Here is a 25,780-nt window from a genome sequence, read left to right as displayed (position 1 = left end):
GTCCCCTGCGCGGCGGCTCCGGACCAGGAGGGCGCGAGCCCCCTGGTGGCGGGTCAGGCGTGGGCGGCGCTGCCGTTCAGGTGGGTGAGCGGCTTGTCCGCCAGGCCCAGCTCGCCGGCCCGGTCGAGCAGCTGCTGGAGCTGCCCCGAGTCGGCCCCGCCGGTCTTCATCAGCTTCATCAGCAGCGCGGAGACGGTCAGGTTCTGCACGTCGGCTGTGGAGACCGAGCCCAGGATGCGGCTCAGGTCGTCGGTGAAGCTGGAGGTGCCGTCCAGCCAGGGCCGGGCCAGTGCCTGAGCGGTCTCGGAGTGCTGGACGAACCCGTCGATGCCCTTGCCGAGCGCGATGGAGGACATCAGCCGGTCGAAGAAGACCGACTCACCGCCGACGATGTTGATGTCGGCGCCCTCCAGGCCGGTGGCGAGCACCGCCGCCTGCGCCTCGGCGACCTGCCGCTGCACGTCGAGCCCGGCGAGGCGGACCTCCTTGTCCGCCTGGACGCGCAGCCGGTACTCCTCGTGCCCACGGGAGGCGTCGTCGAGGGCGGCCATGGCGGCGGCCTTCTGGGTCAGCCCCTCGGCCTCGGCCTTGAGCTTCTCGCCGATGGCCGCGGCCTCCGCCAGGGCCTGGGCCTGCGCACCTTCCGCCTCGGCCCGGAGCCGGGCCTCGGTGGCGACGGCCTCCGCGCGGCCGGCCTTCTCGATGACGTCGGCTTCCTTGTCGCGGACCTGGACGGCCGCGAGCCCTTCGGCGGCCGCCTCGGCCTGGACGCCCTCGGCGAGGCGGAGCTTGGCCCGGGCGTCGAGGTCGGCGGTCTTCAACCGGGCCTCGGCCAGGGTGAGTTCCTCGGCGGCGCGGTGGGTGGCGGCCTGCTCGGCGGCTTCGGCGGCCTTGATGTCCTTGACCAGCTTCTCCTGCGCCTCGGCTTCGGCGGCGATGATCACGGCCTGCCGCTCCCGCTCCGCCTCCTCCACGGCCCGCAGCTTCTTGATGGACTCCTCCTGCTCGGCGACCGTACGGTCCACCGCGACGCGCTCGCGGATGACCTCGGCGATGTCCCGCTTCTCCGCCTCGACCTCCTTCTCGGCGGAGATCCTGGTCAGCTGCGTCTCCCGCTCCCGGGCGATGACTTCGAGGAGGCGGTCCTTCTCGATGCGCTCGTTCTCGACGGCGATGACCCGCTCGCGGTTCTTCGCGGCGACGGCGACCTCGCGGGCCTGGTTCTCGCGCTGCACGCCGAGCTTCTCCTCGGTGGCCAGGAAGGCCGTCTGGGCCCGCAGCCGCTCCTCCTCCACCACCCGGGCCGTCTCGGCCTCCTCCCGGGCCCGTACGGTCGCGATCTCGCGCTGCTGCTTGATCTCCGCGTCGGCCTGCCGGCGCTCCAGCTCCAGGATGGCCTCGCGGGCGTCGACGTTCTGCCGGGTGATCTCCTTCTCCTCGGTGCGCCGGAACTCGTTGGTGCGCACGTGCTCCACGGCCGTCAACTCGGTGATCTTGCGAATGCCCTGGGCGTCGAGGACGTTGGCCGGGTCGAGCTGGGCGAGCGGGGTCTGCTCCAGGTAGTCGATCGCGGCGTCCTCCAGGTGGTAACCGCTGAGGTCGACGCCGATGACCTCGATGATCCGGTACCGCAGCTCCTCGCGCTTGGTGTACAGGTCGGTGAAGTCCAGTTGCTTGCCCACGGTCTTCAGCGCCTCGGAGAACTTCGCGTGGAACAGCTCCTGGAGCGTGTCCCGGTCGCTGGCCCGTGCGGTGCCGACGGCCTGGGCGACCTTGATGACGTCCTCGACGGTCTTGTTGACCTTCACGAAGAACGTGATCCGGATGTCGGCGCGGATGTTGTCCTGGCAGATCAGACCGTCCTTGCCGGTCCGGGTGATCTCGATGGCCTTCACCGAGATGTCCATGACCTCGGCCTTGTGCAGCACGGGCAGCACGACCTGCCCGGTGAAGGTCACGTCGACCTTCCGCAGCTTGGAGACGATCAGCGCCTTGCCCTGTTCCACCTTGCGGAACAGCCGGGAGACGAGCAGGAGGGCGAGCAGGGAGACGGCGAGGAGCGCGCCGACGCCCAGGAGGATGACAGTCATGGCAAACGTCCTTGAGGCGTGAAGGAGTCGAAGCGTTGAAGGGCGGTGCGTCGAGGAGACGGTGCGTGAACGGCGTCGATGGGTGAAGAAGGCGGCGCCTGAGGGAGGCCGGCGCTGAGGGCCGACGGGGCGCTGCTCAGGCGGCGTGGTCGACGTGCCGCCGTGCCTCGCCGCGACGGGACGGGCCGGGTTCGTCGGGGCGCAGCCGATGCAGCGGGCGCACGAACAGGCAGGTCAGCCGCCATGCGACGGGCAGGGCCGCGAGGGGCAGGGCGATGCGCAGCAGGCCGGTGGCGGGGTACGGCGGCGTGCACGCGGCCAGCAGGAGGACGCCCCCGACGCTCAGGCACCAGGCCACGGCCGTCAGCGTGGAGACGGCCACCGCGACGGGTACGCCGTCCATGCCCCAGGCACGGAGGTCCACGTCCGCGTCGAAACTGCCGGCCGAGGTGACGCCCGCGGCGACGAGGAGCCAGAAGCACAGCACCACGACGAGGGCGGTGGTCAGGAGGAGCGTGGGCGGGCCGGTGGCAGCCGAGAGCAACGTCCCCATGCCCGACCCCCCGTCTCTTCCGCACTGCACGTCAACCCTGCTGGGCGGTGCACCGCTTGTTCGGGGTTCGGCTGCCGGACGTCTGCCGACGTCCGGCACCGAATCCCCCGTAGTGCTCCCCGCGACCCATCCTGCATCGCCGGCACACACTCGCGCATTTCCGGATTCCGGCAACGTTGAGCGGGGTTTGCGTGCCGGACGGTTGCCCAGGGGCCGTCGGCGGGAACCAGCGCCGTGACCGTCAGGCGCGCACGAGTTCGGCCGCGCCGAAGGACACGTCGAAGCGGTCGCACCAGATGCTCACGCTGGTGTACCGGGCGAGGTCGACGTCAGCGGGGACGACGTAGTTCTGACTCCCCTTGTTGCCCTTGAGCTTGCCGAGGCTGACGTACTTGCCGTCGTCGAAGACGTGCCAGCCGGCCCGTCCCTCCTTCACCGGCGCGTCGGTCAGCCACACACGCAGATCCGGGCCGTTGCTGGTGTCGAGGTCCTCCAGCCGTACGACATGGGAGCCGTCGGCGAGCCGTATGAGCTTCACCTGGCCCGAGGTGGCGTGCTCGTGGCTGATCAGCCCGCCACCCGCCAGCGTCCGGGGCGCAGAGGCCGGGGAAGTCGGCGAGGAGGATGCTGCCGCCGGAGGGTCTGCGGGGGTCGTGGGGGCTGAGGGGGGTGCGGGGGTCGTGGGGTCTGCGGGGGCCACGGCACCGGGCACGCCGGGCACGCCCGACACACCGGGCAGGGCCTCCTGCACGGTCTCGTCCTGCCACAGCTTCCACGGCTGGAACCAGTACAGCCCCAGCCCGACGCAGGTGAGCGCCACGACCAGCGCCCCAATGACCAACGGCCCGCCCCGCTTCTTGCGCCCACGCCCCATGCCCGCCCCGATTCCCGAGTGCTCACTGCCGCTTCGCTTCAACGTCCATTCAACGGGCCGGACAGGCGGCGGTGGACCCCGGCGCGGATGACGGAAGTCTTACGGCCGGGGCGTGGTCCGGTCATGTACGGGGCGCGGACCAGGAGTTCACGGGCCGCGGGCCGTCGCCGGGTGTGGCCGCGGGCGGTCAGGGGGCGGCGGTGAGTGGGGCGGCGGGGCCGTCTATGAGCCTCCGGGGGTCTGGCCCCGGCGTGGTGTCTGTGGTGATCTCGCCGCCTCCGCCTCGGCCCTCGCGTCGCTGACCGCGGCCGCGGCCTGGCGGCCCGCCTCGTCCGCGGCCGCGGCGGCGTCGAGGGCGGCCGTCGAGCCCGCGCCGAGTTCCGGAGTCCGGCCTTCTTGCGGTGTGTCGTGGTCGTGGGCGGCCGTGGGCGTCTCCCCGGGTTGCGCGGGTGCGGGGCCGCTCGCTGTCGACTGGTCTCCGAACGCCGTGGTGACGGTCCGGATCGCCTCGGTCAGCTCCCCGGGGATCACCCAGAACGTGTTGTTGTCGCTGTTGGCCAGGTGCGGCAGCGTCTCCAGGTACTTGTAGGCCAGGATCTTCGCGTCCGCGTTGTTGCGGTGGACCGCCTGGAAGACCAGCTCCACCGCCTTCGCCTCGCCGTCGGCCCGCAGGATCATGGCCTGCTGCGTGCCCTGCGCCTCCAGGATGTCCTTCTGCTTGGTGCCCTCCGCGGTGAGGATCTTGGCCTGCCGCTCGCCCTCGGCGTGCAGGATGGCCGCGCGCTTGTCCCGCTCCGCGCGCATCTGCTTCTCCATCGCCTCCTTGATGGTGTGCGGTGGATCGATGGCCTTGATCTCGACGCGGTTGACACGGATGCCCCACTTGCCGGTGGCGTCGTCGAGGACCGCGCGCAGCCGGGAGTTGATCTCCTCGCGCGAGGTGAGCGTCTCCTCCAGGTCCATGGAGCCGATGACGTTGCGCAGGGTCGTCACGGTGAGCTGGTCGATCGCCTGGAGGTAGTCGGCGACCTCGTACGCCGCCGCCCGCGGGTCGGTGATCTGGTAGTAGAGGACGGTGTCGATGTTGACCACGAGGTTGTCCTCGGTGATCACGGGCCTGGGGTCGGAGGAATACACCTGCTCGCGCACGTCGAGCTTGGTGTTGATGCGGTCCGCCACCGGCAGGAGCAGGTTCAGCCCGGGCTGGAGCGTCCGGCGGTAGCGGCCGAACCGCTCCACGTTGTAGCGGCGCGCCTGCGGGACGATCCGCACGCTGGAGGCCACGAGGAAGACGACGACGATGGCCGCCACCAGGGCGAGTACGACAACTGGTTCCACGGTGCCTCCGTTGCTGTGCGTTCAGCCGTTCACGGAAGGAGCTCGCGAGGGTAGACGACGGCCGTGGCGCCTTCGATCTCCATGACGTCCACCAGCGCTCCCACCGGGATCACATGGCTCTCGTCGAGCGCGCGGGCCGACCACTCCTCGCCGGCAAGCTTGATCAGGCCGCGGGTCGCGGTGACCTCCTGCACGACCTCGGCCCGCTTGCCGATCAGCGCGTCGCTGCCGTCGCGGCTGAGCGGCTGCTGTGTCATCTGCCGCAGCGCGACGGGACGGACGACGACCAGGCCCGCGGCCGCCGCGACGCCGAAGGCCACGAACTGGCCGACCACGCCGATGCCCACCCCGGCGACGACGGCGGCGACCACCGCGGCACCCGCCAGCAGGCCGAAGACCAGGGTCAGGGTGAAGAACTCCGCGGCGCCCAGCGCCGCGGCGGCGAGCAGCCACGCGAACCACGCCATCGAATCGCCCTTCTTCAGGGGCCCTCTCCACCCAAGCTACCGTCCGGGACCGGGCACCGGACAGAGGACGGCGTTCCTCCGGGTCCGGGCGAGCGCCACCCACCGGCCGGTTCCCAACCTGTGACGCGCATCACTATGGTCGCATTGAGCGTGACACCAGGGGGGCGGCCGTACCCAATCCCTGAGGCCGGATCCACGGATGCGAGGATGAGCCGCCATGACTGCGGGGTGGTGTTCACGCACAGGACGGGCCGCGGTGTTCGCGGCTGTCTGTGTGGTGCTCGCCGCCCTGGGTCACGTCCTCATGGCGGAGGCGGCCGTCGCCTGGTGGGCGCTGGTCACGGGAGCCGTGGCGGTCGGCGGTTCGGCGTGGCTGCTGGCCGGGCGGGAGCGCGGGCTCCGCGTCGTCGTGCCGTTCACGGTCGCCGCCCAGACGGCGCTGCACGCCTGGTTCTCCTTCACGCAGACGGCCGTGAGCCCGGCACAGGCTCCCTCGGTACCGGTACACGCGCACGCCATGGAGCACGGCACGCACTCCATGCCCATGTCCCACTCGGGCCACGACATGAGCGGCATGGGTGGCATGGGTGGCATGGACGGCATGGGTGGCATGGACACGCTGGTGTCGGCCGGGCACGGCATGGCCGGTATGTCCTCCACCGGCATGCTCGCGGCGCACCTGCTGGCCGCCCTGCTCTGCGGGCTGTGGCTCGCGCACGGCGAGCGGGCCGCCTTCCGCGTCCTGCGGGCGCTCGCCGGACGGCTCGTCGCGCCCCTGCGGTTGCTGCTCCGCCTTCCGGCACCACCGCACCGCCCCCGCGTCCGCGCGCGCCGCGCTGATTCCGCCCGGGCACCACGCGGGCTCCTTCTCACCCACGCCATCACCACCCGGGGTCCGCCCGTGGGGACCGCTGTCGCCTGAGACAGCCGGTTTCCCGACCTCCCACGGCGCCATCGCGCCCGGGCGGCTCGGGCACCGGTCGGACGCCGCGCCGCGCATCCGTTGGTGATGCGCCGGCGTGCGCGCGTCCGGCCGCACCCCACACCCTCACCGGCTCCGCCGGCCCTTCGCGTCGGCCCGGATGCCGGATCTCCGAGAAGGACACCAGGTGATCACTTCTGTCCTGCCGACCCCGCGCGAGAAGACGGCGCACGCCGACAACACGGCGCACGCCGACAACACGGCGCACGCCGACAACACGGCGCACGCTGACAACACGGCGCACGCCGACAAGACCTCGCACCCCGACCACCCGTTGCACGCCGACACCGCCACACCGGCCGAGGAGTCGATAACGGCGTGGGCGCTCGCGGCCCGCGGCGGCGACCCCGAGGCCGTCGAACGCTTCGTGCGCGCCCTGCACCGCGACGTCCGCCACTACGTCATCCACCTGGGAGGCGACGCCCAGGCCGCCGACGACCTCGCCCAGGAGACGTTCCTGCGCGCGCTGGGCAGCCTGCACCGCTTCGAAGGCCGCTCCTCGGCCCGCACCTGGCTGCTGTCCATCGCCCGCCGCGCGGTGATCGACAGCCTCCGCCACGCCGCCGCCCGCCCCCGACTCGCCGACACCGACGACTGGCAGTACGCCGCCGAACGGGTCCAGCCGCGCGGCCTGCCCGGCTTCGACGACGGTGTCGCGCTCGCCCAGCTCCTCGCCGAGCTGCCCGAGGACCGGCGCGAGGCGTTCGTCCTCACCCAACTCCTCGGGCTGCCCTACGCCGAGGCGGCCCACCTCAGCGACTGCCCGGTCGGCACCGTCCGGTCCCGGGTGGCCCGGGCCCGTACCTCGCTGGCCGCGTCGCTGCGGGAGGCGGAACGCCCAGGTCCGTCCGGGGCGGCGGCCTGACCGACCGCTCTACGCGGCGCCCCGCTGATCCGGCTGGGCGGGGCGCTCGTAGAACTGCAGGAGGCCGCCGATCGCGAAGCACGCGGCGCCGATCCCGGTGGACCGGTCGGCGAGGCCGGCGTCGACCAGGACACCGGTGGAGGGCCGGGTGAAGGCGGCGATCGCCGAGAGCATGAAGAGGACGGACCCGAGCTGGTTCACGGCGACGATCCACCAGCCGAGACTGCGGCGGCGGACACACAGCCGGCCGTGACAGATCTCGACGAACCCGAGGTGCCCGGAGATCAGGAAGAGCACACACCCGATGACGTCCGGGGCCCAGACCAGCCGGTCGATCTGCTGGACGGTCAGCCCTTGGAGGAAGGAGTCCAGCAGGTCGACGGCGAACACCAGCGTGCCGGCGAAGAGGACGAACGCGCTCAGCCAGTCCACCCGCCCCGGCTCGTAACTCCACCAGCGCCAGTCCTGGGTGACGAGCCGCCCTTCACCGCCGGGCACGTGGCGGGGCGCGTTGACGACCTGGAGCAGGGAGACGTAGCCGCCGGTGTTGAAGAACAGGCCGCCCGCGAAGTAGACGGAGGCGCAGGTGGTCTCGTCGCCGGAGCCGAACTGGGCGATGCCCGCGCCCACCGCGAAGAGGGCTCCGCCGATGACGAAGGCGGTCGCGGCGGTGGCGTTGAGCCCGCGCAGGCGGCGGAGCGCTACGTCATCGGCCCTGGTGTGCCGCGTGGTGGCCGAGCCGGGCGGCCGGACGGCGAGGGTTCCGCGCCGTCGCGCGGGCCGTGACTCCCATACGGCGGTGCCCCCGTCCGGAGGGTGCCAGGTGAGCCGGGTGGTGAACGGTCCCGCTCCCTCGGCGCGTTGCTCGGTTCGTGCCACCGGCCGAGCGTAGGTCGCAGGCCGGGCGGTCTCGCGGACAAAACGCCGCGCGCCCCCGTGAGTGCGTCGCACGCCCCTGGTGCGCCCCACCCGGGGGTGTGACTCTGAGGGACTCGTACCCGCGCATATCACCCGACAGAGGTGTCGATGGACAGCATCTGGAACCTGCTCGGCCTTCTCCTCGTCCTGTCGATCCCGCTGCTGATGGTCCTGCGCGCCATCGTCGATGCGCGGCGCTCGACGTATGACTGGCCGCAGCGCTACACGGCGCCGCCGACGCCCCCGCCCCCACGCGTGCCTCCGAACCCGGCCCGCTTCTTCGCGGGGGCAGGGGGCATCGAGGACACGATGCCGCCGCCCCGCGGGCGTCAGTAGCGGTGGCCGGGCCAGTGCTCGTCCGTCCAGCGGGCCTCGTCGGTGAGGCCGAGGAGCCGTATCCGGTGCCGCAGCTCCGTCGGCGCGCCCGACGCTTCGAGGCGCGCCGCGGCGTGGTCGAGGAGCCAGGCGACCAGGTCGGCGCGCATCCGCTCGGCGTCGTTCTCGTACCAGTCGACGCTCCACGGCAGGCTGTCCCCGAGGAGTTCGTACTCCCATTCCGCCGCCGCCTCGGCCAGCCGCAGGTCGGCGAGGCGCCCGGGCTGCCGCTCCCACTCGGCGAGCCAGGGCGCAACCGTTCCGGACGCCTCGGCGCACAGCGCGAAGACCTGGTGGGCCGGTACGACCGCGTCCGGATCGGTGAGGCTCTGCGCCCACCAGGCGTCGAGGAACTCCCGCACCGCACCGGCCTGCTCTGCGGGCCACTGCTGCCAGCGGCCGCGGGCCAGCGAGTACCCGGCCTCCTGGAGCTGTCCGAACATCGGGTCCGCGCGACCGGCGACCAGGACCCCGGCGAACTGCGGCAGGACGCGGCGCAGCACGGCACCGTGATCGGACCAGTCGATCGCCTGCCAGGTGCGGCGCAGCAGGTCCGGCTCCAGCTCCACGTCCGGTGTCTTGAGCAGGGCGAGTTCCTCGGGACTGCCCCAGTGGCACTCGCAGTTGTGCTCGTCCGGATGCGCGGTCATGCCGCGGAAGGTGACGGAGAGGTGCTCCAGCGCCGCGTCGAGGCGGCGGTGTGCGGGACGGTCGGTGAGATGCATGGGCCCGGCCTTCGGGGACTCCGTCCGGCTCACGCCGTCCGAAGGTCCCCACCCTACGGCGTGTTCAGGCCGGCTCGGGCTGGGGTTCCGGTTGCCGGGCCGGGGCGAGCGTCGCTTCCCAGCGCCTGGTGGTCCGGACGTAGCCGTAGATCACCGAGGTCATGGCCAGGATGAGCAGCGGCCCGAAGAGTTCCGGGTGGCGGGCCATCTCCATCGGCAGGTAGCGGTACGACACCAGCAGCGCGGTGAAGACGACGGTGCCGTAGGCGACCAGTCGCACGCCCTGCCGGTCCCAGCCGCGTTCGGACGCGCGCAGCGCCCCCTCGATGGTCAGGGCGAACACCACACCCGCGACCAGGTCGACGCCGTAGTGGTAGCCGAATCCCAGCGTCGCGGCGAGGGTGGCGACCAGCCAGAACGTGCCCGCGTACCGCAGCAGCCGCGGCGCCCGGCGGGAGTGGACGAAGATCGCGACGGCCCAGGCCGTGTGCAGGCTGGGCATGCAGTTGCGCGGGGTGATCCCGTCGTACGTCATCGGGGCCGGGGTGGTGATCGGCAGCGGGGTGTGCGGCCACAGGTTGGCCGCCGCCCACTCCACGCCGCCGGTTCCGGAGGCGCCCGGGCCGTAGGCGAAGACGGGTCCGACCACGGGGAAGAGCATGTAGAAGGCCGGTCCGAGCAGGCCTATCACCAGGAAGGTGCGTACCAGGTGATGGCTCGGGAAGCGGCGCTCGGCCACCACGTCGCGCAACTGGTACGCCGCGACGACCACGGCGGCCACCGCGAGCTGGCCGTAGACCAGTTGCAGGACGTGCGAGCTGACCGGGTCGGTGGCCTCGACCAGCCGGCCCGCCAGCCAGGACGGGTTGCCCAGCGCGTGGTCGGCCATCGCCACGTACTGGTCGAGCACCGTCGGGCGGGTCTTCGACGTGATGAGCAGCCAGGTGTCACCGGTCTTGCGCGCGGCCACCAGCAGCAGGCCCAGTCCTACGCCCTTCAGCAGCAGGGCGCGCTCCGCGCCGGTGCGGCGGGTGACGGCGACGACCCCGAAGCCCAGCATCACCCACAGCGCGCCGGTGCCGAAGAACTCGCCGTCGGCCGCCTCGACACCGGCCGCCCAGCGCACCAGCAGGAGGACGGAGTCGAGGGCGATCGCGGCCCCGGCCGCGATGAACCGCTGCCGCCAGGTCAGCACCACCATCATCAGCACCAGGCCGCCGTAGAGCGGGCCCGGCTTGGGGGCGAAGACCAGGGCCCTGACCTGGTTGGTGATCGGTCCCGGTTCGCCGTAGCCGCGGGAGGCGATCTCCAGCGCGACGAGGAATCCGCACGCCACGACGGCCGCCGCTGTCCACAGCGTGGCACGCCGGTGGGGCCACGCGGCCCATGACGTCAGGCCGCCTGTTCGCGAGGACTCCCGCGGTGTTCTGGCTATCAATCTTCTGGCCGATTCATCCGAATGCCTGGGAGACGGACCGCGATGGCGGGACCACCGCGCGGTCGAACATGCTATCGGAGCCCCTCATCCGGTCACCGCTTCCGCGAGCGGGTCGGTACCGAACAGCCCGTCGACGCGCCCGCCCAGTGCCCGGCCAGTGACATGTTGCGTACAGTACAGCGCCGTCCTTTTCGTCCTTCTCGTGCGTCGTGGAGCACGAGCCCCTACGCCCCCCGGCCTTCACCGCCCTCTGGGGGGCTGGGCCGTCCGGGGGATGTGACCTTCGTCGCCGCGGTGGCGTTCCGGGCCGTGTGCCGAGGTGCGTGCGCCGATGGCGGCGGCAGCGGCGCATCGGCCGTAGGAGGAGGTCACAGGGGTGCGGGGCGAGGGCGCGGCAGGTAGGCCCGCGCCGGTGGAGGGCAATATCTGTGCTCGCAAAATGAGAAAGAGAAGCCGGGCCTGCCGAATATTCCTCGATCGTCCGCCGGACCGGAATTTTCCGTCACCACAGGGCCGAAGCCATCGTGCTACTGTCGATCGAAGTTGCAGGTGTGGTTGCCAGAAGGTTCATTTCCTACGGGGTAATCATCACGGCGACACGGAATTCACACGAGGTGAATTCCCGAAACCGCCTCCGAAGGAGAACAAAATGGCTACCGGTACCGTGAAGTGGTTCAACTCTGAAAAGGGCTTCGGCTTCATCGAGCAGGACGGCGGCGGCGCCGACGTCTTCGCCCACTACTCGAACATCGCCGCCCAGGGCTTCCGCGAGCTGCTTGAGGGCCAGAAGGTGTCGTTCGACATCGCGCAGGGCCAGAAGGGCCCGACGGCCGAGAACATCGTGCCCGCCTGACATCGGCGCTCGCGCATATTTCGCAGCTGGGGCCCGCACCTGAAGGGGTGCGGGCCCCAGCTCGCTGCTTTTTCCCGCCGGTTCGATCCGGCCCCATCGACTTCGGCTCGTCTCGAGATTCTCTGCGCCGCTCCTCTGCTGCGGATTTCCTTGCTACGCGCCCGTCAAGGAAGGTCCCGCATGAAGCGTGCCCACACATCTCGTACCCGTGACCGTTTCCCGCAGGGCGGCGATCCCGACGGCCGTTCCGGTGGCCCCGACGGCCGCTCCGGCGGTCCCCGGCGCTCCGGTGGCCCGCGCTACTCCGGTGGTCCGCGCCGCTCCGGTGGTCCGCACCGCTCCGGCGGCTTCGGACAGCGCAGGGCTCCCCAGGGCGAGTTCGCCCCGCCGAAGACGCTCACTCCCCCGCTGCCGGCCGTCGAGGCGTTCGACGAACTCGGCCTGCCCGACCGGCTGTTGGCCACCCTGGGCCGCGAGGGCGTGACCGTGCCCTTCCCGATCCAGGCGGCGACCCTGCCGAACTCCCTGGCCGGCCGGGACGTGCTCGGCCGTGGCCGCACCGGCTCCGGCAAGACCCTCGCCTTCGGCCTCGCCGCACTGGCCCGCACGGCCGGGCGGCGCGCCGAGCCCCGGCAGCCGCTCGCCCTGGTCCTCGTACCCACCCGCGAGCTGGCCCAGCAGGTCACCGACGCGCTCGCCCCGTACGCCCGCTCCGTGAGCCTGCGGCTGGCCACCGTCGTCGGCGGGATGTCCCTCGGCAGGCAGGCCAGTGCCCTGCGTGGCGGGGCCGAGGTGGTCGTCGCGACGCCCGGGCGGCTCAAGGACCTCATCGACCGGGGCGACTGCCGTCTGGACCAGGTCGACATCACCGTCCTCGACGAGGCCGACCAGATGGCCGACATGGGCTTCATGCCGCAGGTCACCGCCCTGCTCGACCAGGTGCGCCCCGGCGGGCAGCGGATGCTGTTCTCCGCCACCCTGGACCGCAACGTCGACCGCCTGGTCCGCACCTACCTGCACGACCCGGTGGTGCACTCCGTCGACCCGTCCGCGGGCGCGGTCACCACGATGGAGCACCACGTCCTCCATGTGCACGACGCCGACAAGCACCGTACGACCACCGAGATCGCGGCGCGTGACGGCCGGGTGATCATGTTCCTCGACACCAAGCACGCGGTGGACCGGCTGACCACGCACCTGCTGAACAGCGGTGTCCGCGCCGCGGCCCTGCACGGCGGCAAGTCCCAGCCGCAGCGCACCCGGACCCTCGCGCAGTTCAAGAGCGGGGACGTGACGGTCCTGGTGGCGACCAACGTCGCCGCCCGCGGCATCCACGTCGACAACCTCGACCTCGTCGTCAACGTGGACCCGCCCGGCGACCACAAGGACTATCTGCACCGCGGCGGCCGTACGGCCCGGGCCGGGGAGTCCGGCAGCGTGGTCACCCTGGTGACGCCGGGCCAGCGGCGCGGCATGAGCCGGCTGATGTCCTCGGCGGGCATCACCCCCCAGATCGCCCAGGTGCGTTCCGGCGAGGCGGAGCTGAGCCGCATCACGGGCGCCCAGGCCCCCTCCGGGATCCCGGTCGTCATCCCCGCGCCGCGCGCGGAGCGCTCCCGCGGCGCGTCCGCCGGCTCCCGGAGCCGCCGGGGCCGACGCCCCGCCGGGCAGGGCCGCCTCGCCGGGCAGGGCCGTCCCGCCGGTGAGGCGGGGCGTCGGCAGGGGCAGCGACGGACCGGTTCCGGCTCGGCCGCGTAGCGCCCGGCGCGCACCAGCCGTCCCATCGCCCCTCCCCTCTCGGCAGGAGACACCCATGACGCCGGTCCTGACGCAGCACCCCGCCACGGCCCACGCCCCTCGGATCCGTGACGACATGACGGTCGAGGTGGCGCTGTCCCTCATGGCCGGCGCACAGGTCGACCACCTCGTCCTCTGCGACGGCGACGACCAGAGCACGGGCCTGGTCACCCTGGCCCGGCTCACCCGGCTGCGGAACGCCCCGACCTACACGGACCGCGTCCGTCTGAGGGACGTCCCGGCGGACACGGACTGAGACCCGGCGGGAAACCCGCCACCAGAGACCCAGTAGGGCCCTGCCGACGCGCGTCGGCAGGGCCCTACTGCCGTATCGGCGCACGATCGGCCCCGAAGGACGCCCCGGCCAGATGGCTGCTCCCACCGGACTCCAAAATCTGTCTTTGTCAGGGTAGACATTGCTCCTCATCGTGGTTAGTCTTCTTCTCGTAGACATGGTCAGAGGAGAACCGAGGAAGGACGGAGGAGCAGACGCCATCAGGATCGCCCGGCCGGGAAGATCTCGGTCCGGGTACCGCAAGACCCCGGATTGGATGGTGGTCCCCGGTCACGCAGCCGCGATCCTCGCTACCCCTCCCGCAGCCGGGCCGGGTAGCGGACACAGAAGGTCGGCACCGCATAAGGGCCGACAGATGGTGTTGAATTTCCTTCGGGGCCCTGGTGCCGTACGGCGCCAGGGCCCCTCGACGCGTTGCACTACGAGGTGACATGGCAGCAGATACCCCGCTCAGCGATCGTCTGGACGACGACGACTACCCGGCCTACACGATGGGCCGGGCCGCCGAGATGCTCGGCACCACTCCCGGCTTCCTGCGCGCCATCGGGGAGGCCCGGCTGATCACGCCGCTGCGCTCGGAGGGCGGGCACCGCCGCTACTCGCGCTACCAGCTGCGGATCGCCGCGCGCGCCCGCGAGCTCGTCGACCGGGGGACGCCGATCGAGGCCGCCTGCCGCATCGTCATCCTCGAGGACCAGCTTGAGGAAGCCCAGCGCATCCACGCCGAGTACCGCGCCGCGCACGAGGCCTCCGGCGGTTCCGCTCCCGCCACGAGCTGATCGCGGGACGGCGCCCCCCTCCGTGCGACCCCCGGTCGGCGACCTGGGGTTTTCCATCGCCCGGGTGCGTGCGCCACCATCCCGAGGGCGACCTTTCGCCATACCGGGGCCGGCCGCCCGCCCCGCCCGTGGTCGGTGCTCCGTCCCGCCCGGAGGAGTCGGTCCACCGTCCCGCCGGAGTCGGCCCTCCTCTGCCCCGCGTTCGGCTTCCGTCCAGCCCGAGACCGGTGCTCCGTCCCGCCCAGAGTCGGCCCTCCGTCACGCCGGAGTCGGCCCTCCGTCCACCCCGCGTTCGGCTTCCGTCCCGCCCGCGACCGGCCCTCTGTCCACCCCCAGTTCGGCCCTCCGCCCGCCCCGACATTGGCTTCCGTCCCGCCCGGGGCCAGTGCTCCGTCACGCCCGGGACCAGCTCACGCCCGAGACCACTCCTCCGCCCGCCCGGAGCCGAGCCGACCCTCCGCCCACCCGGAGCCGACCCCCGTCCGCCCGGAGCCGCCCCGTCCACCCCCAGGCCAGCCCTACGCTCCCCGGTGGCGGATCTGCGGTCTCCCCAAGGCGGCCCCGGGCCCCCCGTAGAACCGCCCCGCCTCCTCCCGGGGTTCGCCCCCGGGCCCCCGACGCGCCCCGCCTCATCAGGTCAACCGTCCTGAACCCTTGACTCATTCAGCCCCAGTGGCGATCCTCGTCGCACGCTTTGCGAGGTCATGACAAGACGACCGCGCGACCCCGCCGACCTAGGGACGTGGGCTGTGATCAGTTCCGGACGCCCGTACCGCAGACGCAAGAACGTCACCGTTGTGTCGCTCCTCCTGCTCGTGCTGTCGCTCGCGCTCGGCCCCACCCCGAGTGCGGCGGCCGGGAACGACTGGTGGGAGCCGACCGCACGGCCCGCGCCGGACTCCCGGATCAACGTCACGGGTGAGCCCTTCACCGGCACCGACGGCGAGGGCAAGGTGCGCGGGTTCGTCGACGCGCACGACCACATCTTCTCCAACGAGGCCTTCGGCGGCCGGCTGATCTGCGGCAAGGCGTTCTCCGAGCAGGGCGTGGCCGACGCGCTCAAGGACTGCCCGGAGCACTACCCCGACGGCTCGCTCGCGATCTTCGACTTCATCACCAACGGCGGTGACGGCAAGCACGACCCGAACGGCTGGCCCACCTTCAAGGACTGGCCGCGGCACGACTCGCTGACCCACCAGCAGAACTACTACGCCTGGATCGAGCGGGCCTGGCGCGGCGGACAGCGCGTGCTGGTCAACGACCTCGTCACCAACGGCGTGATCTGCTCGGTGTACTTCTTCAAGGACCGCTCCTGCGACGAGATGACGTCCATCCGGCTCCAGGCCAAGCTGACGTACGACATGCAGGCCTACGTCGACAAGATGTACGGCGGGCCCGGCAAGGGCTGGTTCCGGGTCGTCACCGACAGCGCGCAGGCCCGCAAGGTCATCGAGCAGGGCAAGCTGGCCGTCGTCATGGGCGTCGAGACCTCCGAGCCGTTCGGCTGCAAGCAGATCCTGGACATCGCGCAGTGCAGCAAGGCGGACATCGACAAGGGGCTCGACGAGCTCCAAGCGCTGGGCGTGAGCAGCATGTTCCTGTGCCACAAGTTCGACAACGCCCTGTGCGGGGTGCGCTTCGACTCGGGCACGCTCGGTACGGCCATCAACGTCGGGCAGTTCCTGTCGACCGGCACCTACTGGAAGACCGAGACCTGCAAGGGCCCGCAAGCCGACAACCCCATCGGCAACGCGGCGGCGCCCGCGGCCGAGAAGAAGCTCCCGGCGGGTGAGGAGGTCCCGTCGTACAGCGCCGACGCGCAGTGCAACGTGCGGGGGCTCACCGATCTCGGCGAGTACGCCGTCCGCGGCATGATGAAGCGCGGCATGATGCTGGAGATCGACCACATGAGCGTCAAGGCCACCGGCCGGGTGCTCGACATCTTCGAGTCCGAGTCCTACCCGGGCGTGCTCTCCTCGCACAGCTGGATGGACATGGACTGGACCGAGCGGGTCTACGGGCTCGGCGGTTTCATCGCCCAGTACATGCACGGCTCCGAGGGCTTCATCGCGGAGGCGAAGCGCACCGAGGGCCTGCGGGACAAGTACGGCGTGGGCTACGGCTTCGGCACCGACATGAACGGCGTCGGCGGCTGGCCCGGACCGCGCGGGGCGGACGCGCCGAACAAGGTCGTCTACCCGTTCAAGAGCGTCGACGGCGGTTCGGTCATCGACCGGCAGACCACCGGCGAGCGCACCTGGGACCTGAACACCGACGGCGCCGCCCACTACGGCCTGGTCCCCGACTGGATCGAGGACATCCGCCGGGTCGGCGGCCAGGACACCGTCGACGACCTGTTCCGGGGCGCGGAGTCCTACCTGGGCACCTGGGCGGCCTCCGAGAACCACAAGCCGGGCGCCAACCTCGCGACGGGAGCGGCCACTTCGGCCAGTTCCTCGGAGTGGAGCCTGTTCACGAGCTACCAGCCGCGCCGGGCCGTCGACGGCGACCTCGGTACCCGCTGGGCCAGCGACTGGAGCGACGACCAGTGGTACCAGGTCGACCTCGGCGCGGCGCGCAGCGTCGGGCGGGTCACCCTCGACTGGGAGCGCGCGTACGCGAAGTCGTACCGGATCGAGCTGTCCGGCGACGGCGTGAACTGGCGGACCGCCTGGTCCACGACCGCCGGTGACGGCGGCCTGGACACCGCGCGGTTCGCCGCCGAACCGGCCCGGTACGTCCGCGTCCACGGGCTGGAGCGCGGCACCGGCTGGGGCTACTCCCTCCGCGAGGTCGGCGTCCACAGCAACTGACGGGCACGAGAGGGGCTCCATGGCACGGTTGCCGTCCGCCGAGCGGCGGCGACAGCTCACCGAAGCGGCGATCAGGGCGATGGCCCGGGACGGCGTCCCCAGGACGACGACCCGGTCCATCGCCGCCGAGGCGGACGTCTCACTGAGCGTCTTCCACTACTGCTTCGACTCCAAGCAGCAGCTGATCGAGTCCGTGATCACCACCATCACCGGGCACTACGTCACGGTGGTGCGGGAGGCGCTGCGGCCCAGGGCCACCCTGGAGGAGACGGTCCGGGCGGGCTTCCAGGCGTACTGGGACCACGTCCGGGCCCATCCCGACGAGCACATGCTGACCTATGAACTCACGCAGTACGCCCTGCGCCAGCCCGGTTTCGAACATCTGGCGCGTCGTCAGTACGAGTTGTACGCCGAGACGTACACCGAACTCATCGAGCAGCTACGGCAGTCCATGGGGCTGCGGCTGCGTGTACCGGTCCCGGTGCTGGCCCGCTATCTGGCCGCCATGACGGACGGCCTGACGCTCAGCCACCTCGTGCTCGGCGACGACTCGGCCTGGGCGGGCGTCCTCGACATGGTCACCGCGCATGTCGCCGGGCTGGTGGACGAGAACTGAGGGGCCGGCCCCTTCTCCAGAACTGGTTGTCATGGGAACGGCTCTGAGGGGCATTCGAACACAACGAGTCGAAAGTGAGGAGAGTGCGGCCCCCTTCGGTCCGCGCCATCGACAACTGGGAGTTCTCCATGGCGAGTTACGGCGGTTCTTCTGCCGCGTCCTCCGGTTCGCGCACCAACGGCCTGGCGATCGCGAGCCTGTGCTGCGGCATCATCGGCCTGTTCTTCCTGAACATCATCCTGGGTCCGCTGGCCATCGTCTTCGGTGCCGTCGCCCGCCGCCAGGCGTCGGTCAGGAACGGCGCCGGGATGGCGAAGGCGGGCATCATCCTCGGCATCGTCGACGTGGTGCTGTGGCTCGTGCTCCTGGCCGTGGCCAGCAGCAACGGCGGCTTCAGCTGGTACGTCGGCGGCTAGCCCCCGTCACGGTCCTCCCGCGGGCCGGGTACGCGGCCCCGGTCCTCCCGCGGGCCGGGTACGCGGCCCCGGCAGGTCACCATTCCGGGCGGTGGCGTCTGTCCGGGCGAGCGGAATCGTAGGGTCCGTCGCCGGTCGCGAGGTCGGGCCGGGCCCGGCCGGGGGCGAGGCGGCGGTAGGCGGCGCGGGCGTGGGCGAGACGGGCCAGGGCCGTGCCGATGAGGGCGGCGGTGAGCAGGCAGGCCAGCCAGGTGGTGTCGCGGTGCCCGGCCCAGGTGAGGGCACCGGCGGGCGGTATGGCGAAGCCGTTGAGGAACAGCCAGCACAGCAGGGCCGTCCCGGGGGCGGCCGTGAAGCGTGCGCACACGCCCAGCAGGGCGGCCAGCAGGGACAGCGCGGGCAGGGCCAGTTCCGGCCGGTCGGGCCCGACCACGATGTTGACCACCGCCACCAGCACCAGGGCACCGCCGCCGGCCCCGGCCCAGACCAGCGGTGTGGCCACGGGCTGCGGTACGGGCCTGGCTCCGGTGCCCAGGGGCATCCACTCGATCATGCTGGTGCTTCCTTCCGGTCCTCCTGGACGGAATTCTCCCCCTGGCCTCCCCCACCGGCTCCCGGGCTGCTCGCCAGGGTGCCAGCACGGCCCTGCCCGGGAAACACCCGATTCAGCCAGCCGGTGACGCCTGCGGCGTTTCGGGCCCGCAACTGCTACCGCGAGCAGAGCAGTTGTTCACGCCAAGCCGCTCAGCTCAGCAACCGTTCCCTGACCACCGCGAGGACCTGTGTGCGGCAGCGGGCCCTCGACCTCGCCCTCGTCGGGACAGAAGGCCCCGTAGAGCTCGCGTAGACAGTCCATGCGCCGGTGACCGGCCCGGCGCAGGCCACGCGCGACGTCCTCGTCGCGGCGAGCCGCGCTCAACGGTGGGCCGGGGCCGTGTCCTTGACCGGCTCGACGACCGGCATCGGCTGGGCCGGGCGGCGGGTCGCCCGGCGGGCCAGCGGTTCCGTCCAGCGGGCCGCGAGCGGGCCGAGGACGACCAGGATCAGGACGTAGGCGGTGGCCAGGGGGCCGATGCGGGGCTCGGCGCCGACGGCGAGTCCGGCGATGACGATGGAGAACTCGCCGCGTGCGACGAGCGTGCCGCCCGCGCGCCAGCGGCCCCGGGGCGAGACCCCGGCGCGGCGGGCGGCCCACCAGCCGGTGGCGATCTTCGTCAGGGTGGTGACGGCGGCCAGGGCGAGTGCGGGCAGCAGCACGGGCGGGATGGCGGCCGGGTCGGTGTGCAGGCCGAAGAAGACGAAGAACACCGCGGCGAACAGGTCCCGCAGCGGGGTGAGGAGACTGCTGGCGCCCTCGGCGACCTCACCGGACAGGGCGATGCCGACCAGGAACGCGCCGACGGCGGCCGACACGTGCAACTGCTGGGCGACGCCCGCCACGAGAAGGGTGAGACCGAGGACGGCCAGCAGCAGCATCTCGGCACTGTCGGAGGACACGGCACGGCTCACCAGGCGGCCGTGCCGCAGCGCCACGTAGAGAACGGCGCCCACGGTGCCCAGTGAGATCAGCAGGGTCACCGCGCCGCCCGCAAGGCTCACCCCGGCCAGCAGCGCGGTGAGGATCGGCAGGTAGACCGCCATGGCCAGGTCCTCCAGGACCAGCACCCCGAGGACGACCGGTGTCTCGCGGTTGCCGAGCCGCCGCAGGTCGCCCAGCACCTTGGCAATAACCCCGGAGGAGGAGATCCAGGTGACCCCGGCCAGGGCGACGGCGGCCACCGGCCCCCAGCCGAGCAGGAAGGCCATCGCGGCTCCCGGCAGGGCGTTGAGCACGAAGTCGACGGCTCCGGAGGGGTATTGGGTCTTCAGTGTGGTGACGAGCTCGGAGGCGCTGTACTCCAGGCCGAGCAGGAGCAGCAGGAGGATGACGCCTATCTCGGCGCCGGTGGCGACGAACTCCTCGCTGGCCTGGAGCGGCAGGATGCCGCCCTGGCCGAAGGCGAGTCCGGCCAGCAGGTAGAGGGGGATGGGCGAGAAGCCCACCCGTCCGGCGAGGCGTCCAAGGAGTCCCAGGGCGAGGATGATCGCCCCGAGTTCGATGAGCATGGCGGTGGTGTCGTGCACGGGCGTCTGACCTCCGGTGATCGGGTCTGCGGCGTCTGTGCCAGTGGGCGTGGGTGCCCGTGGGTGAGGCTCGGCGAGCGGCGCGGCGGTGCGTGCCCTCGCGTGGAAAGGGATGGGTGGCCCGGTGGTGTGCTCCGCCGCGGCCGTGGTCGGCCGGGGGACGCGGACGGTGCGCCGTGCCCCGGACAGCGGGGGTCAGGCGTCAGGTGTCACGCGTCGGACGGAGAGGAGACCGCTCAGGCGGCGCGGTCGGTATCAGGGACGCCGTCACGGGCGGCGTTGTGAACGCGGACAGGCACTACTCGCCCCATGTCACGCCCCCCTCACGCCGGCCCGGAAACCGGGCGGCCACTGTTTCGACGAACCGAGCGGCCGTACGACTGTGCACGGCATCGCTCAACCGAGCGTAAGAGCTCGGTAAAGAATCCTATCGCACGTCAACAGCGGCTGATCGTTCACACGTTCCGGGAAGGACGAAACCCTCGATCGGGCGCGCGTGCCAAAGAGTGAACGCGGCCCGGTCCGGGTGACCGCCCGGGCCGTCTCGGGAAGGCCTGCCGCATGCCCAAATTCCTCATCCAGGCCTCCTACACCGCCGACGGCGCCCGCGGGCTGCTCAGGGAGGGCGCGAGTGGCCGGCGATCCGCCGTCGAGCAGACCGTCGCCGGGCTCGGCGGGCGGGTCGAGGCCATGTACTACGCCTTCGGGGCGGACGACCTCGTCGTGATCGTCGACTTCCCCGACAGCGTCTCCATGGCCGCCGCCGCCCTCACCGTCAAGGCCAGCGGCGCCGTGCAGACCCGGGCCACCCCCCTGCTCACCGACGACGAGATCGACGAGGCCGCCCGCCGCCAGGTCCCCTTCCGCGCACCCGGCGCCTGAACCTCCCGCCCCCGCTACCGTTTCACCCTCGTCTACAGCGTCAACTCCACCGACGCCAAGGGCCCGGACATGAACCGCACCGCCGAGAAGATCATGGTGGCGGCCTACGGCAGGCCGTAGACCAGTCCGCTCACGTCACCGGCGGTGTGGCCCGCACCAGTCCCGTCTGGTAGGCGATGACGACCAGCTGGGCGCGGTCGCGGGCGTGCAGTTTGGTCATGGCCCGGTGGATGTGCGTGCGCACGGTCAGCGGGCTCAGTGTGAGGTCCTCGGCGATCTCCGCGTTGGACCTGCCCTCCGCGGCCAGCGCCATCACCTCGCGCTCGCGGCCCGTGAGATCGGCGAGACGCTCCGGTGGCGCGAGCGAGGCGTCGGAGGCGGGTGCCATCAGGAAGCGGGTGATGAGGGAGCGGGTGGCGACGGGCGACAGGAGAGCCTCGCCGGAGGCCACCGTGCGCAGCCCGGACAGCAGGGTGTCGGCGGTGACGTCCTTGCCGAGGAAGCCGCTGGCCCCGGCGCGCAGGGCCTGGGCGACGTAGTCCTCCGTCTCGAACGTGGTCAGGATCAGGACGCGGGTGGCGGACAGTGCGGGATCCGCGCACAGCTCGGAGGTGGCGGTCAGGCCGTCGGTGCCGGGCATGCGGATGTCCATCAGGACGATGTCGGGGCGGAGCCTGCGGGTCAGGGCGACCGCCTCGGCGCCGTCGGAGGCCTCGGCGACCACCTCCATGTCCGCGCACGAGTCGATGAGGATGCGGAAGGTGGCCCGCAGCAGGGCCTGGTCGTCGGCGAGCAGCACCCTGATGCTCATGCGGTGGTTCCTTCCGCGAGGTGGAGGGCGGGTTGCAGGGGGAGCGCGGTGGTGACCTCGAAGCCGCCCTGGGGGCGGGGGCCCGCGCACAGTTCGCCGCCGATGGACAGGGCGCGTTCGCGCATGCCCATCACGCCGAAGCCGCGTCCCCGGGCGGCCTCCGGCTTGCTGGGGCCGTCGTTGGTGACCGTGATCAGCAGCCGGGACCCGGTGTAGGCGAGGAGCACGTGGGCGGCCTCGGCCGTGGCGTGCTTGGTGACGTTGGTGAGCGCCTCCTGCACGATCCGGTACGCGGTCAGGTCGACGCCCGGCGACAGCGGCTGCGGCTGCCCCTCGGTGGTGACGGTGACCTCCAGGCCCCCCGACTCGCACGCCGAGACCAGCTCGGGCAGGCGGGACAGGCCCGGGGAGGGCTCCAGCGACTCGGCGCCGGGCAGCTCGCCGTCCTGGCGGAGCAGGCCCAGCGCGGCCTTCAGCTCCCGCAGCGCCGAGGAGGTGGTGCCGGTCAGGTCGTCGAGGATCCTCCGGGACTCCTCGGGGCGGGTGAGGGCGAGGTGCGCCGCGGTGCCGGCCTGGGCGTTGGCCAGGGCCATGTGGTGGGCGACGACGTCGTGCAGCTCCCGGGCGATGCGCATCCGCTCCTCGGTGACGCGCAGCCGGGCCTCTTCCTCGCGGGTGCGCTCGGCGTGCTCGGCCCGGGCCTGCACGGCCTGGAGGTAGGCGCGCCGCAGCCGAGTCATGTTCCCGGCGGCCAGCGGCAGCATCAGCCAGAAGAACGGGCCGATCGTGCGCAGCAGCAGCGAGATGTGGTCCATGGACGCGGAGAACACGGCCGCGACGATCACCGCGACCATGGTGGCGAGGCCGTAGACGCGGGTGGTCGCGCGGTCGGTGAGGATGGCGAGCCAGTACAGCGCCGCCATGATCGGTGCCAGCAGCAGGGGCGTGAGCAGGTAGCCCATCATCACCACTGTCACGGTGCAGCCCATGGTGATCACGACGACGGTGCGTGGGAAGGCCCGGTGCTTGAGCAGCGCGAGGCAGGCCACGCCCATGAGGATCACTCCGGTCGGGTCCTGGTCGGGCGGGTCGGCGCCGGGCAGGGTGAGCGAGATGCCGAAGGCCGCGCAGGCCATCAGTGCCGAGATCATCGCCAGGTCGATGAGGAAGGGGTGCTGCTCGGCGAATTCCTCGACGCGATCCGCGTAGCGACGCTCCAGGGGGATGCTCATCGGGCTCTCCGGTCGGTGGGACTGGGACCATCGTGGTCGACTTCGGGCCAGAACGCCCGGGAGGCCGCCCGTGTCCTTCGCCACGGGCGGCCCTGCGCTGCGGCTTCCTCAGGTGCGCGCGGGCTCCAGGTCGGGGGCCGCGTCCTGGGCCGGTTCCCGCTCCGGACGGGACAGGGCCTCGCCCTCGACGTCGACCCGGGGCAGCGCCCGGTCCAGCCACTTCGGCAGCCACCAGGCCTTGTCGCCGAGCAGGGCGAGGACGGCCGGCACGATCGCCATCCGCACCACGAACGCGTCGAGCAGGACGGCGGCGGCCAGCCCGAAGCCGATCATCTTGATCATGGAGTCGCTCTCACCGATGAACCCGGCGAACACCGCGATCATGATCAGGGCCGCGGCCACCACCACCCGCGCGCTGTGCCGGAAGCCGGACGTCACCGCACCGGCGGCCGGCTCGCCGTGGACGTACGCCTCCCGCATCCGGGAGACCAGGAACACCTCGTAGTCCATCGCCAGGCCGAAGACGATGCCCACCAGGAAGATCGGCATCAGGCTCATGATCGGGCCGGTCTGCTCCACGCCGAGGAGTTCGGCGCCGTGGCCCTGCTGGAAGACCACGACGACCGCGCCGAGGGAGGCCAGCACCGACAGCAGGAAGCCGAGCGCCGCCTTGAGCGGGACGAGCAGGGACCGGAAGACCACCAGCAGCAGCACGATCGCCAGACCCACCACGACGACCAGGTAGGGGATCAGCGCCGCCTGGACCTTCTCGGCGATGTCGATGTTCATCGCGGTGGTGCCGGTGACCTCGTAGCTCGCGCCGGTGCCGGACTCGATGCCGGGGCGCTCGTCCCGGATGGTGGTGACCAGGTCCTTGGTCTTCTCGTCGGTCGGCGCGGTGGCGGGCACCGCGGAGAAGACCGCGGTGTCACCGGCGTCGTTGAAGCGGGCCGGGGAGACGGACACGACGCCCTCGGTGCCGCCGATCTCCTGCGCGACCCGGTCGGCGGCGGCCTTCGGGTCGGCGGCGCCCTTGGCGTCCACGACGACGGTCAGCGGCCCGTTGAAGCCCGGCCCGAAGCCCTCGGCGAGCGCGTCGTAGGCCCGGCGCTCGGTCGTGGAGGTCGGCTTGGCCTCGTCCCCGGGCATGCCCAGCTGGAGGTCGGCGGCGGGCAGGGCGAGGGCACCGAGACCGACGACGCCGAGCAGCAGGACGGGCAGGGGGCGGCGCAGCACGAACCGCGCCCAGCGGGTGCCGGCGTTCGTCCCGGTGCCCTCCTCGATCCGGCCGCTCCTGCGGGCCCGCCGGCTGAGCACGGCGTTCGGCCAGAAGCCCAGGAGCGCCGGGACGAGGGTGAGGGCGACCAGTACGGCGACGACGACCGCGCCCGCCGCGGCCAGCCCCATCTTGGTGAGCATCGGGATGCCGACCACGGCCAGCCCCGCCAGCGCGATCACCACGGTGAGCCCGGCGAACACCACCGCGGAGCCTGCCGTGCCGACGGCCAGCGCCGTCGACTCCTGCGGCGTGCGGCCCCGGGCGCGCTCCTCCCGGTAGCGGGAGACGACGAACAGGGCGTAGTCGATACCGACGGCCAGGCCCAGCATCATCGCCAGGGTGCCGGTGGTCGTGGACAGGCCGAGGGCACTGGACAACGCGAGGATCGTGGCCATGCTCACGCCGATACCGACCACGGCCGTCAGCAGGGGCAGTCCGGCGGCGGCCAGCGAGCCGAAGGTGATCAGGAGCACGACGGCGGCGATGGCGACGCCGATCACCTCGGCAGCGCCGCCCGGTCCGCCCTCCTGGCTCAGCGCGGTGCCGCCCGCCTCGACGGTCAGCCCGGAGTCCCGGGCCTCGTCGATGGCCCGTTCCAGGTGGTCGCGGCTGGCGTCGGTGAGGTCGTGCGAGCCGACCTTGTAGGTGACAGTCGCGAAGGCCGTCGTGCCGTCCTGGCTGACCGTTTTCGCCTGGAACGGGTCGACGGCGCTCGCGACCTGCGTGCCGTCGCCGAGTCCGGCCACGGCCTTCTCGATGGCCTGTTTGTTACCCGCCGCGGTGACCTTCTCGCCGCCCGGCGCGATGAAGACGACCCTGGCCGTCGCGCTGTCGGCGGTGGCCCCGGGGAAGCGCTCCTCCATCAGGTCGAACGCCTTCTGGGACTCGATGCCGGGCATCGAGAACTCCTCCTCGACGGCCCCCGGCGCCTTGAGGGAGCCCAGCCCCACGGCGGCCAGGACGGCCGCCCAGACCAGGGCGACGTACCAGCGTCGCCGGAAGGCCAGACGGCCCACTCGATACAGGAATTCAGCCACGGCAGCAGGTCTCCCCATCTGATGTCGAACGTCCGTCCAGACTGTCCGCGGAAGGGGGGTCCCGTCGTCGTGCGCCTGCCGACACTCTGCGGTACTCGAAACGCAGTACGCGGGGCACCCGGCTCCACCCCGGGTACGAGATTCCCGAGCCGTCCGACGCCGCCTGTGCTACCTTGGCTGGCGTTGCAGTTTTGGTTCCCAGAGACTTCGAGTGCTCTTTC

At 71.9% G+C, this 25,780-nt stretch carries 24 protein-coding genes; 11 read left to right on the top strand and 13 right to left on the bottom strand.

What is annotated here, in order from left to right; translation table 11 throughout:
• Positions 1-53: 53 nt before the first annotated feature.
• The 5 genes from ACFZDE_RS19725 to ACFZDE_RS19705 form a co-directional block, all read right to left on the bottom strand.
• The gene (locus ACFZDE_RS19725) at positions 54-2,090 is read right to left on the bottom strand and encodes a flotillin family protein (protein WP_391201075.1); all 2,037 of its coding nucleotides are present in this window, start codon (positions 2,088-2,090) and stop codon (positions 54-56) included.
• Between the two features lie 136 nt (positions 2,091-2,226).
• On the bottom strand, positions 2,227-2,643 hold the full coding sequence (locus ACFZDE_RS19720) for a hypothetical protein (RefSeq protein WP_390998955.1): 417 nt from the start codon (positions 2,641-2,643) through the stop codon (positions 2,227-2,229).
• Between the two features lie 241 nt (positions 2,644-2,884).
• Positions 2,885-3,517 carry a DM13 domain-containing protein gene (locus ACFZDE_RS19715; RefSeq protein ID WP_391201073.1) on the bottom strand — a complete coding sequence of 211 codons (633 nt, stop codon included), beginning with the start codon at positions 3,515-3,517 and terminating at the stop codon, positions 2,885-2,887.
• A 222-nt stretch (positions 3,518-3,739) separates the two neighbouring features.
• Positions 3,740-4,855, bottom strand: coding sequence for an SPFH domain-containing protein (locus tag ACFZDE_RS19710; protein ID WP_391201071.1), 1,116 nt, complete (start codon positions 4,853-4,855; stop codon positions 3,740-3,742).
• A 29-nt stretch (positions 4,856-4,884) separates the two neighbouring features.
• Positions 4,885-5,322: an NfeD family protein gene (locus ACFZDE_RS19705; protein ID WP_390998947.1), complete on the bottom strand. Its 438-nt coding sequence runs from the start codon at positions 5,320-5,322 to the stop codon at positions 4,885-4,887.
• A gap of 217 nt (positions 5,323-5,539) precedes the next feature.
• On the opposite strand from ACFZDE_RS19705, the gene ACFZDE_RS19700 reads away from it, so the two are divergent.
• Together ACFZDE_RS19700 and ACFZDE_RS19695 are read left to right on the top strand one after the other, a co-directional pair.
• On the top strand, positions 5,540-6,244 hold the full coding sequence (locus ACFZDE_RS19700) for a hypothetical protein (protein ID WP_391201069.1): 705 nt from the start codon (positions 5,540-5,542) through the stop codon (positions 6,242-6,244).
• Between the two features lie 334 nt (positions 6,245-6,578).
• Positions 6,579-7,169, top strand: coding sequence for a sigma-70 family RNA polymerase sigma factor (locus ACFZDE_RS19695; protein ID WP_391201389.1), 591 nt, complete (start codon positions 6,579-6,581; stop codon positions 7,167-7,169).
• Positions 7,170-7,178: 9 nt separating this feature from the next.
• Here the strand turns inward: ACFZDE_RS19695 and ACFZDE_RS19690 are convergent, their stop codons facing one another.
• Positions 7,179-8,048 carry a hypothetical protein gene (locus ACFZDE_RS19690; RefSeq protein ID WP_391201067.1) on the bottom strand — a complete coding sequence of 290 codons (870 nt, stop codon included), beginning with the start codon at positions 8,046-8,048 and terminating at the stop codon, positions 7,179-7,181.
• A 147-nt stretch (positions 8,049-8,195) separates the two neighbouring features.
• Between ACFZDE_RS19690 and ACFZDE_RS19685 the strand changes: the two genes are divergently transcribed.
• Positions 8,196-8,423 (top strand): hypothetical protein, encoded by a 228-nt coding sequence (locus ACFZDE_RS19685; protein ID WP_390998937.1) that lies wholly within the window; start codon positions 8,196-8,198, stop codon positions 8,421-8,423.
• Here ACFZDE_RS19685 and ACFZDE_RS19680 read toward each other — a convergent pair.
• Positions 8,417-9,187: a hypothetical protein gene (locus tag ACFZDE_RS19680; protein WP_391201386.1), complete on the bottom strand. Its 771-nt coding sequence runs from the start codon at positions 9,185-9,187 to the stop codon at positions 8,417-8,419. The genes ACFZDE_RS19685 and ACFZDE_RS19680 overlap by 7 nt on opposite strands.
• A 64-nt stretch (positions 9,188-9,251) precedes the next feature.
• Positions 9,252-10,544, bottom strand: coding sequence for a DUF5933 domain-containing protein (locus tag ACFZDE_RS19675; RefSeq protein WP_391201383.1), 1,293 nt, complete (start codon positions 10,542-10,544; stop codon positions 9,252-9,254).
• 730 nt (positions 10,545-11,274) lie between these two features.
• On the opposite strand from ACFZDE_RS19675, the gene ACFZDE_RS19670 reads away from it, so the two are divergent.
• From ACFZDE_RS19670 to ACFZDE_RS19640, 7 genes are all read left to right on the top strand, one after another.
• Positions 11,275-11,478: a cold-shock protein gene (locus tag ACFZDE_RS19670; RefSeq protein ID WP_020119326.1), complete on the top strand. Its 204-nt coding sequence runs from the start codon at positions 11,275-11,277 to the stop codon at positions 11,476-11,478.
• A 180-nt stretch (positions 11,479-11,658) separates the two neighbouring features.
• Complete coding sequence (locus ACFZDE_RS19665) at positions 11,659-13,236, top strand: DEAD/DEAH box helicase (RefSeq protein ID WP_391201065.1); 1,578 nt, start codon at positions 11,659-11,661, stop codon at positions 13,234-13,236.
• Between the two features lie 55 nt (positions 13,237-13,291).
• Positions 13,292-13,531, top strand: a complete 240-nt coding sequence (locus tag ACFZDE_RS19660; protein WP_390998933.1) for a CBS domain-containing protein — start codon at positions 13,292-13,294, stop codon at positions 13,529-13,531.
• A gap of 470 nt (positions 13,532-14,001) precedes the next feature.
• Positions 14,002-14,349 carry a MerR family transcriptional regulator gene (locus tag ACFZDE_RS19655; RefSeq protein WP_390998930.1) on the top strand — a complete coding sequence of 116 codons (348 nt, stop codon included), beginning with the start codon at positions 14,002-14,004 and terminating at the stop codon, positions 14,347-14,349.
• A 749-nt stretch (positions 14,350-15,098) separates the two neighbouring features.
• Entirely contained in the window at positions 15,099-17,162 is a 2,064-nt protein-coding gene (locus ACFZDE_RS19650) for a discoidin domain-containing protein (protein ID WP_391201063.1), read from the top strand.
• A gap of 19 nt (positions 17,163-17,181) precedes the next feature.
• Positions 17,182-17,778, top strand: a complete 597-nt coding sequence (locus ACFZDE_RS19645; protein WP_391201061.1) for a TetR family transcriptional regulator C-terminal domain-containing protein — start codon at positions 17,182-17,184, stop codon at positions 17,776-17,778.
• Positions 17,779-17,906: 128 nt separating this feature from the next.
• Positions 17,907-18,194 (top strand): DUF4190 domain-containing protein, encoded by a 288-nt coding sequence (locus ACFZDE_RS19640; protein WP_266459800.1) that lies wholly within the window; start codon positions 17,907-17,909, stop codon positions 18,192-18,194.
• 76 nt (positions 18,195-18,270) lie between these two features.
• On the opposite strand, the gene ACFZDE_RS19635 is transcribed toward ACFZDE_RS19640, so the two are convergent.
• Complete coding sequence (locus ACFZDE_RS19635; protein WP_391201060.1) at positions 18,271-18,747, bottom strand: hypothetical protein; 477 nt, start codon at positions 18,745-18,747, stop codon at positions 18,271-18,273.
• A 362-nt stretch (positions 18,748-19,109) separates the two neighbouring features.
• Positions 19,110-20,318 (bottom strand): cation:proton antiporter, encoded by a 1,209-nt coding sequence (locus ACFZDE_RS19630; RefSeq protein WP_390998917.1) that lies wholly within the window; start codon positions 20,316-20,318, stop codon positions 19,110-19,112.
• Positions 20,319-20,879: 561 nt separating this feature from the next.
• Here ACFZDE_RS19630 and ACFZDE_RS19625 point away from each other — a divergent pair.
• Complete coding sequence (locus ACFZDE_RS19625; RefSeq protein ID WP_391201058.1) at positions 20,880-21,200, top strand: GYD domain-containing protein; 321 nt, start codon at positions 20,880-20,882, stop codon at positions 21,198-21,200.
• Between the two features lie 130 nt (positions 21,201-21,330).
• Here the strand turns inward: ACFZDE_RS19625 and ACFZDE_RS19620 are convergent, their stop codons facing one another.
• The 3 genes from ACFZDE_RS19620 to ACFZDE_RS19610 all read right to left on the bottom strand — a co-directional run bounded on the left by ACFZDE_RS19620 (position 21,331) and on the right by ACFZDE_RS19610 (position 25,559).
• Complete coding sequence (locus ACFZDE_RS19620) at positions 21,331-22,011, bottom strand: response regulator (protein ID WP_390998911.1); 681 nt, start codon at positions 22,009-22,011, stop codon at positions 21,331-21,333.
• Positions 22,008-23,243, bottom strand: coding sequence for a histidine kinase (locus tag ACFZDE_RS19615; protein ID WP_390998909.1), 1,236 nt, complete (start codon positions 23,241-23,243; stop codon positions 22,008-22,010). Before ACFZDE_RS19615 ends, ACFZDE_RS19620 begins: the two co-directional genes overlap by 4 nt.
• A 108-nt stretch (positions 23,244-23,351) precedes the next feature.
• Entirely contained in the window at positions 23,352-25,559 is a 2,208-nt protein-coding gene (locus tag ACFZDE_RS19610; protein ID WP_390998906.1) for an MMPL family transporter, read from the bottom strand.
• Positions 25,560-25,780 lie beyond the last annotated feature (221 nt).

Origin of the sequence: Streptomyces sp. NPDC007929 (assembly GCF_042959065.1) — a bacterium.
Lineage (GTDB): Bacteria > Actinomycetota > Actinomycetes > Streptomycetales > Streptomycetaceae > Streptomyces.
This window is presented reverse-complemented; position numbering and strand designations above follow the sequence as displayed.

Coding starts and splice junctions, on each gene's coding strand:
- ACFZDE_RS19670 (WP_020119326.1), top strand. CDS start 11,275: ATGGCTACCGGTACCGTGAAGTGGTTCAACTCTGAAAAGGGCTTCGGC.
- ACFZDE_RS19660 (WP_390998933.1), top strand. CDS start 13,292: ATGACGCCGGTCCTGACGCAGCACCCCGCCACGGCCCACGCCCCTCGG.
- ACFZDE_RS19705 (WP_390998947.1), bottom strand. CDS start 5,322: ATGGCGTGGTTCGCGTGGCTGCTCGCCGCCGCGGCGCTGGGCGCCGCG.
- ACFZDE_RS19680 (WP_391201386.1), bottom strand. CDS start 9,187: ATGCATCTCACCGACCGTCCCGCACACCGCCGCCTCGACGCGGCGCTG.
- ACFZDE_RS19635 (WP_391201060.1), bottom strand. CDS start 18,747: ATGATCGAGTGGATGCCCCTGGGCACCGGAGCCAGGCCCGTACCGCAG.
- ACFZDE_RS19685 (WP_390998937.1), top strand. CDS start 8,196: ATGGACAGCATCTGGAACCTGCTCGGCCTTCTCCTCGTCCTGTCGATC.
- ACFZDE_RS19720 (WP_390998955.1), bottom strand. CDS start 2,643: ATGGGGACGTTGCTCTCGGCTGCCACCGGCCCGCCCACGCTCCTCCTG.
- ACFZDE_RS19715 (WP_391201073.1), bottom strand. CDS start 3,517: ATGGGGCGTGGGCGCAAGAAGCGGGGCGGGCCGTTGGTCATTGGGGCG.
- ACFZDE_RS19725 (WP_391201075.1), bottom strand. CDS start 2,090: ATGACTGTCATCCTCCTGGGCGTCGGCGCGCTCCTCGCCGTCTCCCTG.
- ACFZDE_RS19625 (WP_391201058.1), top strand. CDS start 20,880: ATGCCCAAATTCCTCATCCAGGCCTCCTACACCGCCGACGGCGCCCGC.
- ACFZDE_RS19640 (WP_266459800.1), top strand. CDS start 17,907: ATGGCGAGTTACGGCGGTTCTTCTGCCGCGTCCTCCGGTTCGCGCACC.
- ACFZDE_RS19620 (WP_390998911.1), bottom strand. CDS start 22,011: ATGAGCATCAGGGTGCTGCTCGCCGACGACCAGGCCCTGCTGCGGGCC.
- ACFZDE_RS19700 (WP_391201069.1), top strand. CDS start 5,540: ATGACTGCGGGGTGGTGTTCACGCACAGGACGGGCCGCGGTGTTCGCG.
- ACFZDE_RS19645 (WP_391201061.1), top strand. CDS start 17,182: ATGGCACGGTTGCCGTCCGCCGAGCGGCGGCGACAGCTCACCGAAGCG.
- ACFZDE_RS19655 (WP_390998930.1), top strand. CDS start 14,002: ATGGCAGCAGATACCCCGCTCAGCGATCGTCTGGACGACGACGACTAC.
- ACFZDE_RS19615 (WP_390998909.1), bottom strand. CDS start 23,243: ATGAGCATCCCCCTGGAGCGTCGCTACGCGGATCGCGTCGAGGAATTC.
- ACFZDE_RS19665 (WP_391201065.1), top strand. CDS start 11,659: ATGAAGCGTGCCCACACATCTCGTACCCGTGACCGTTTCCCGCAGGGC.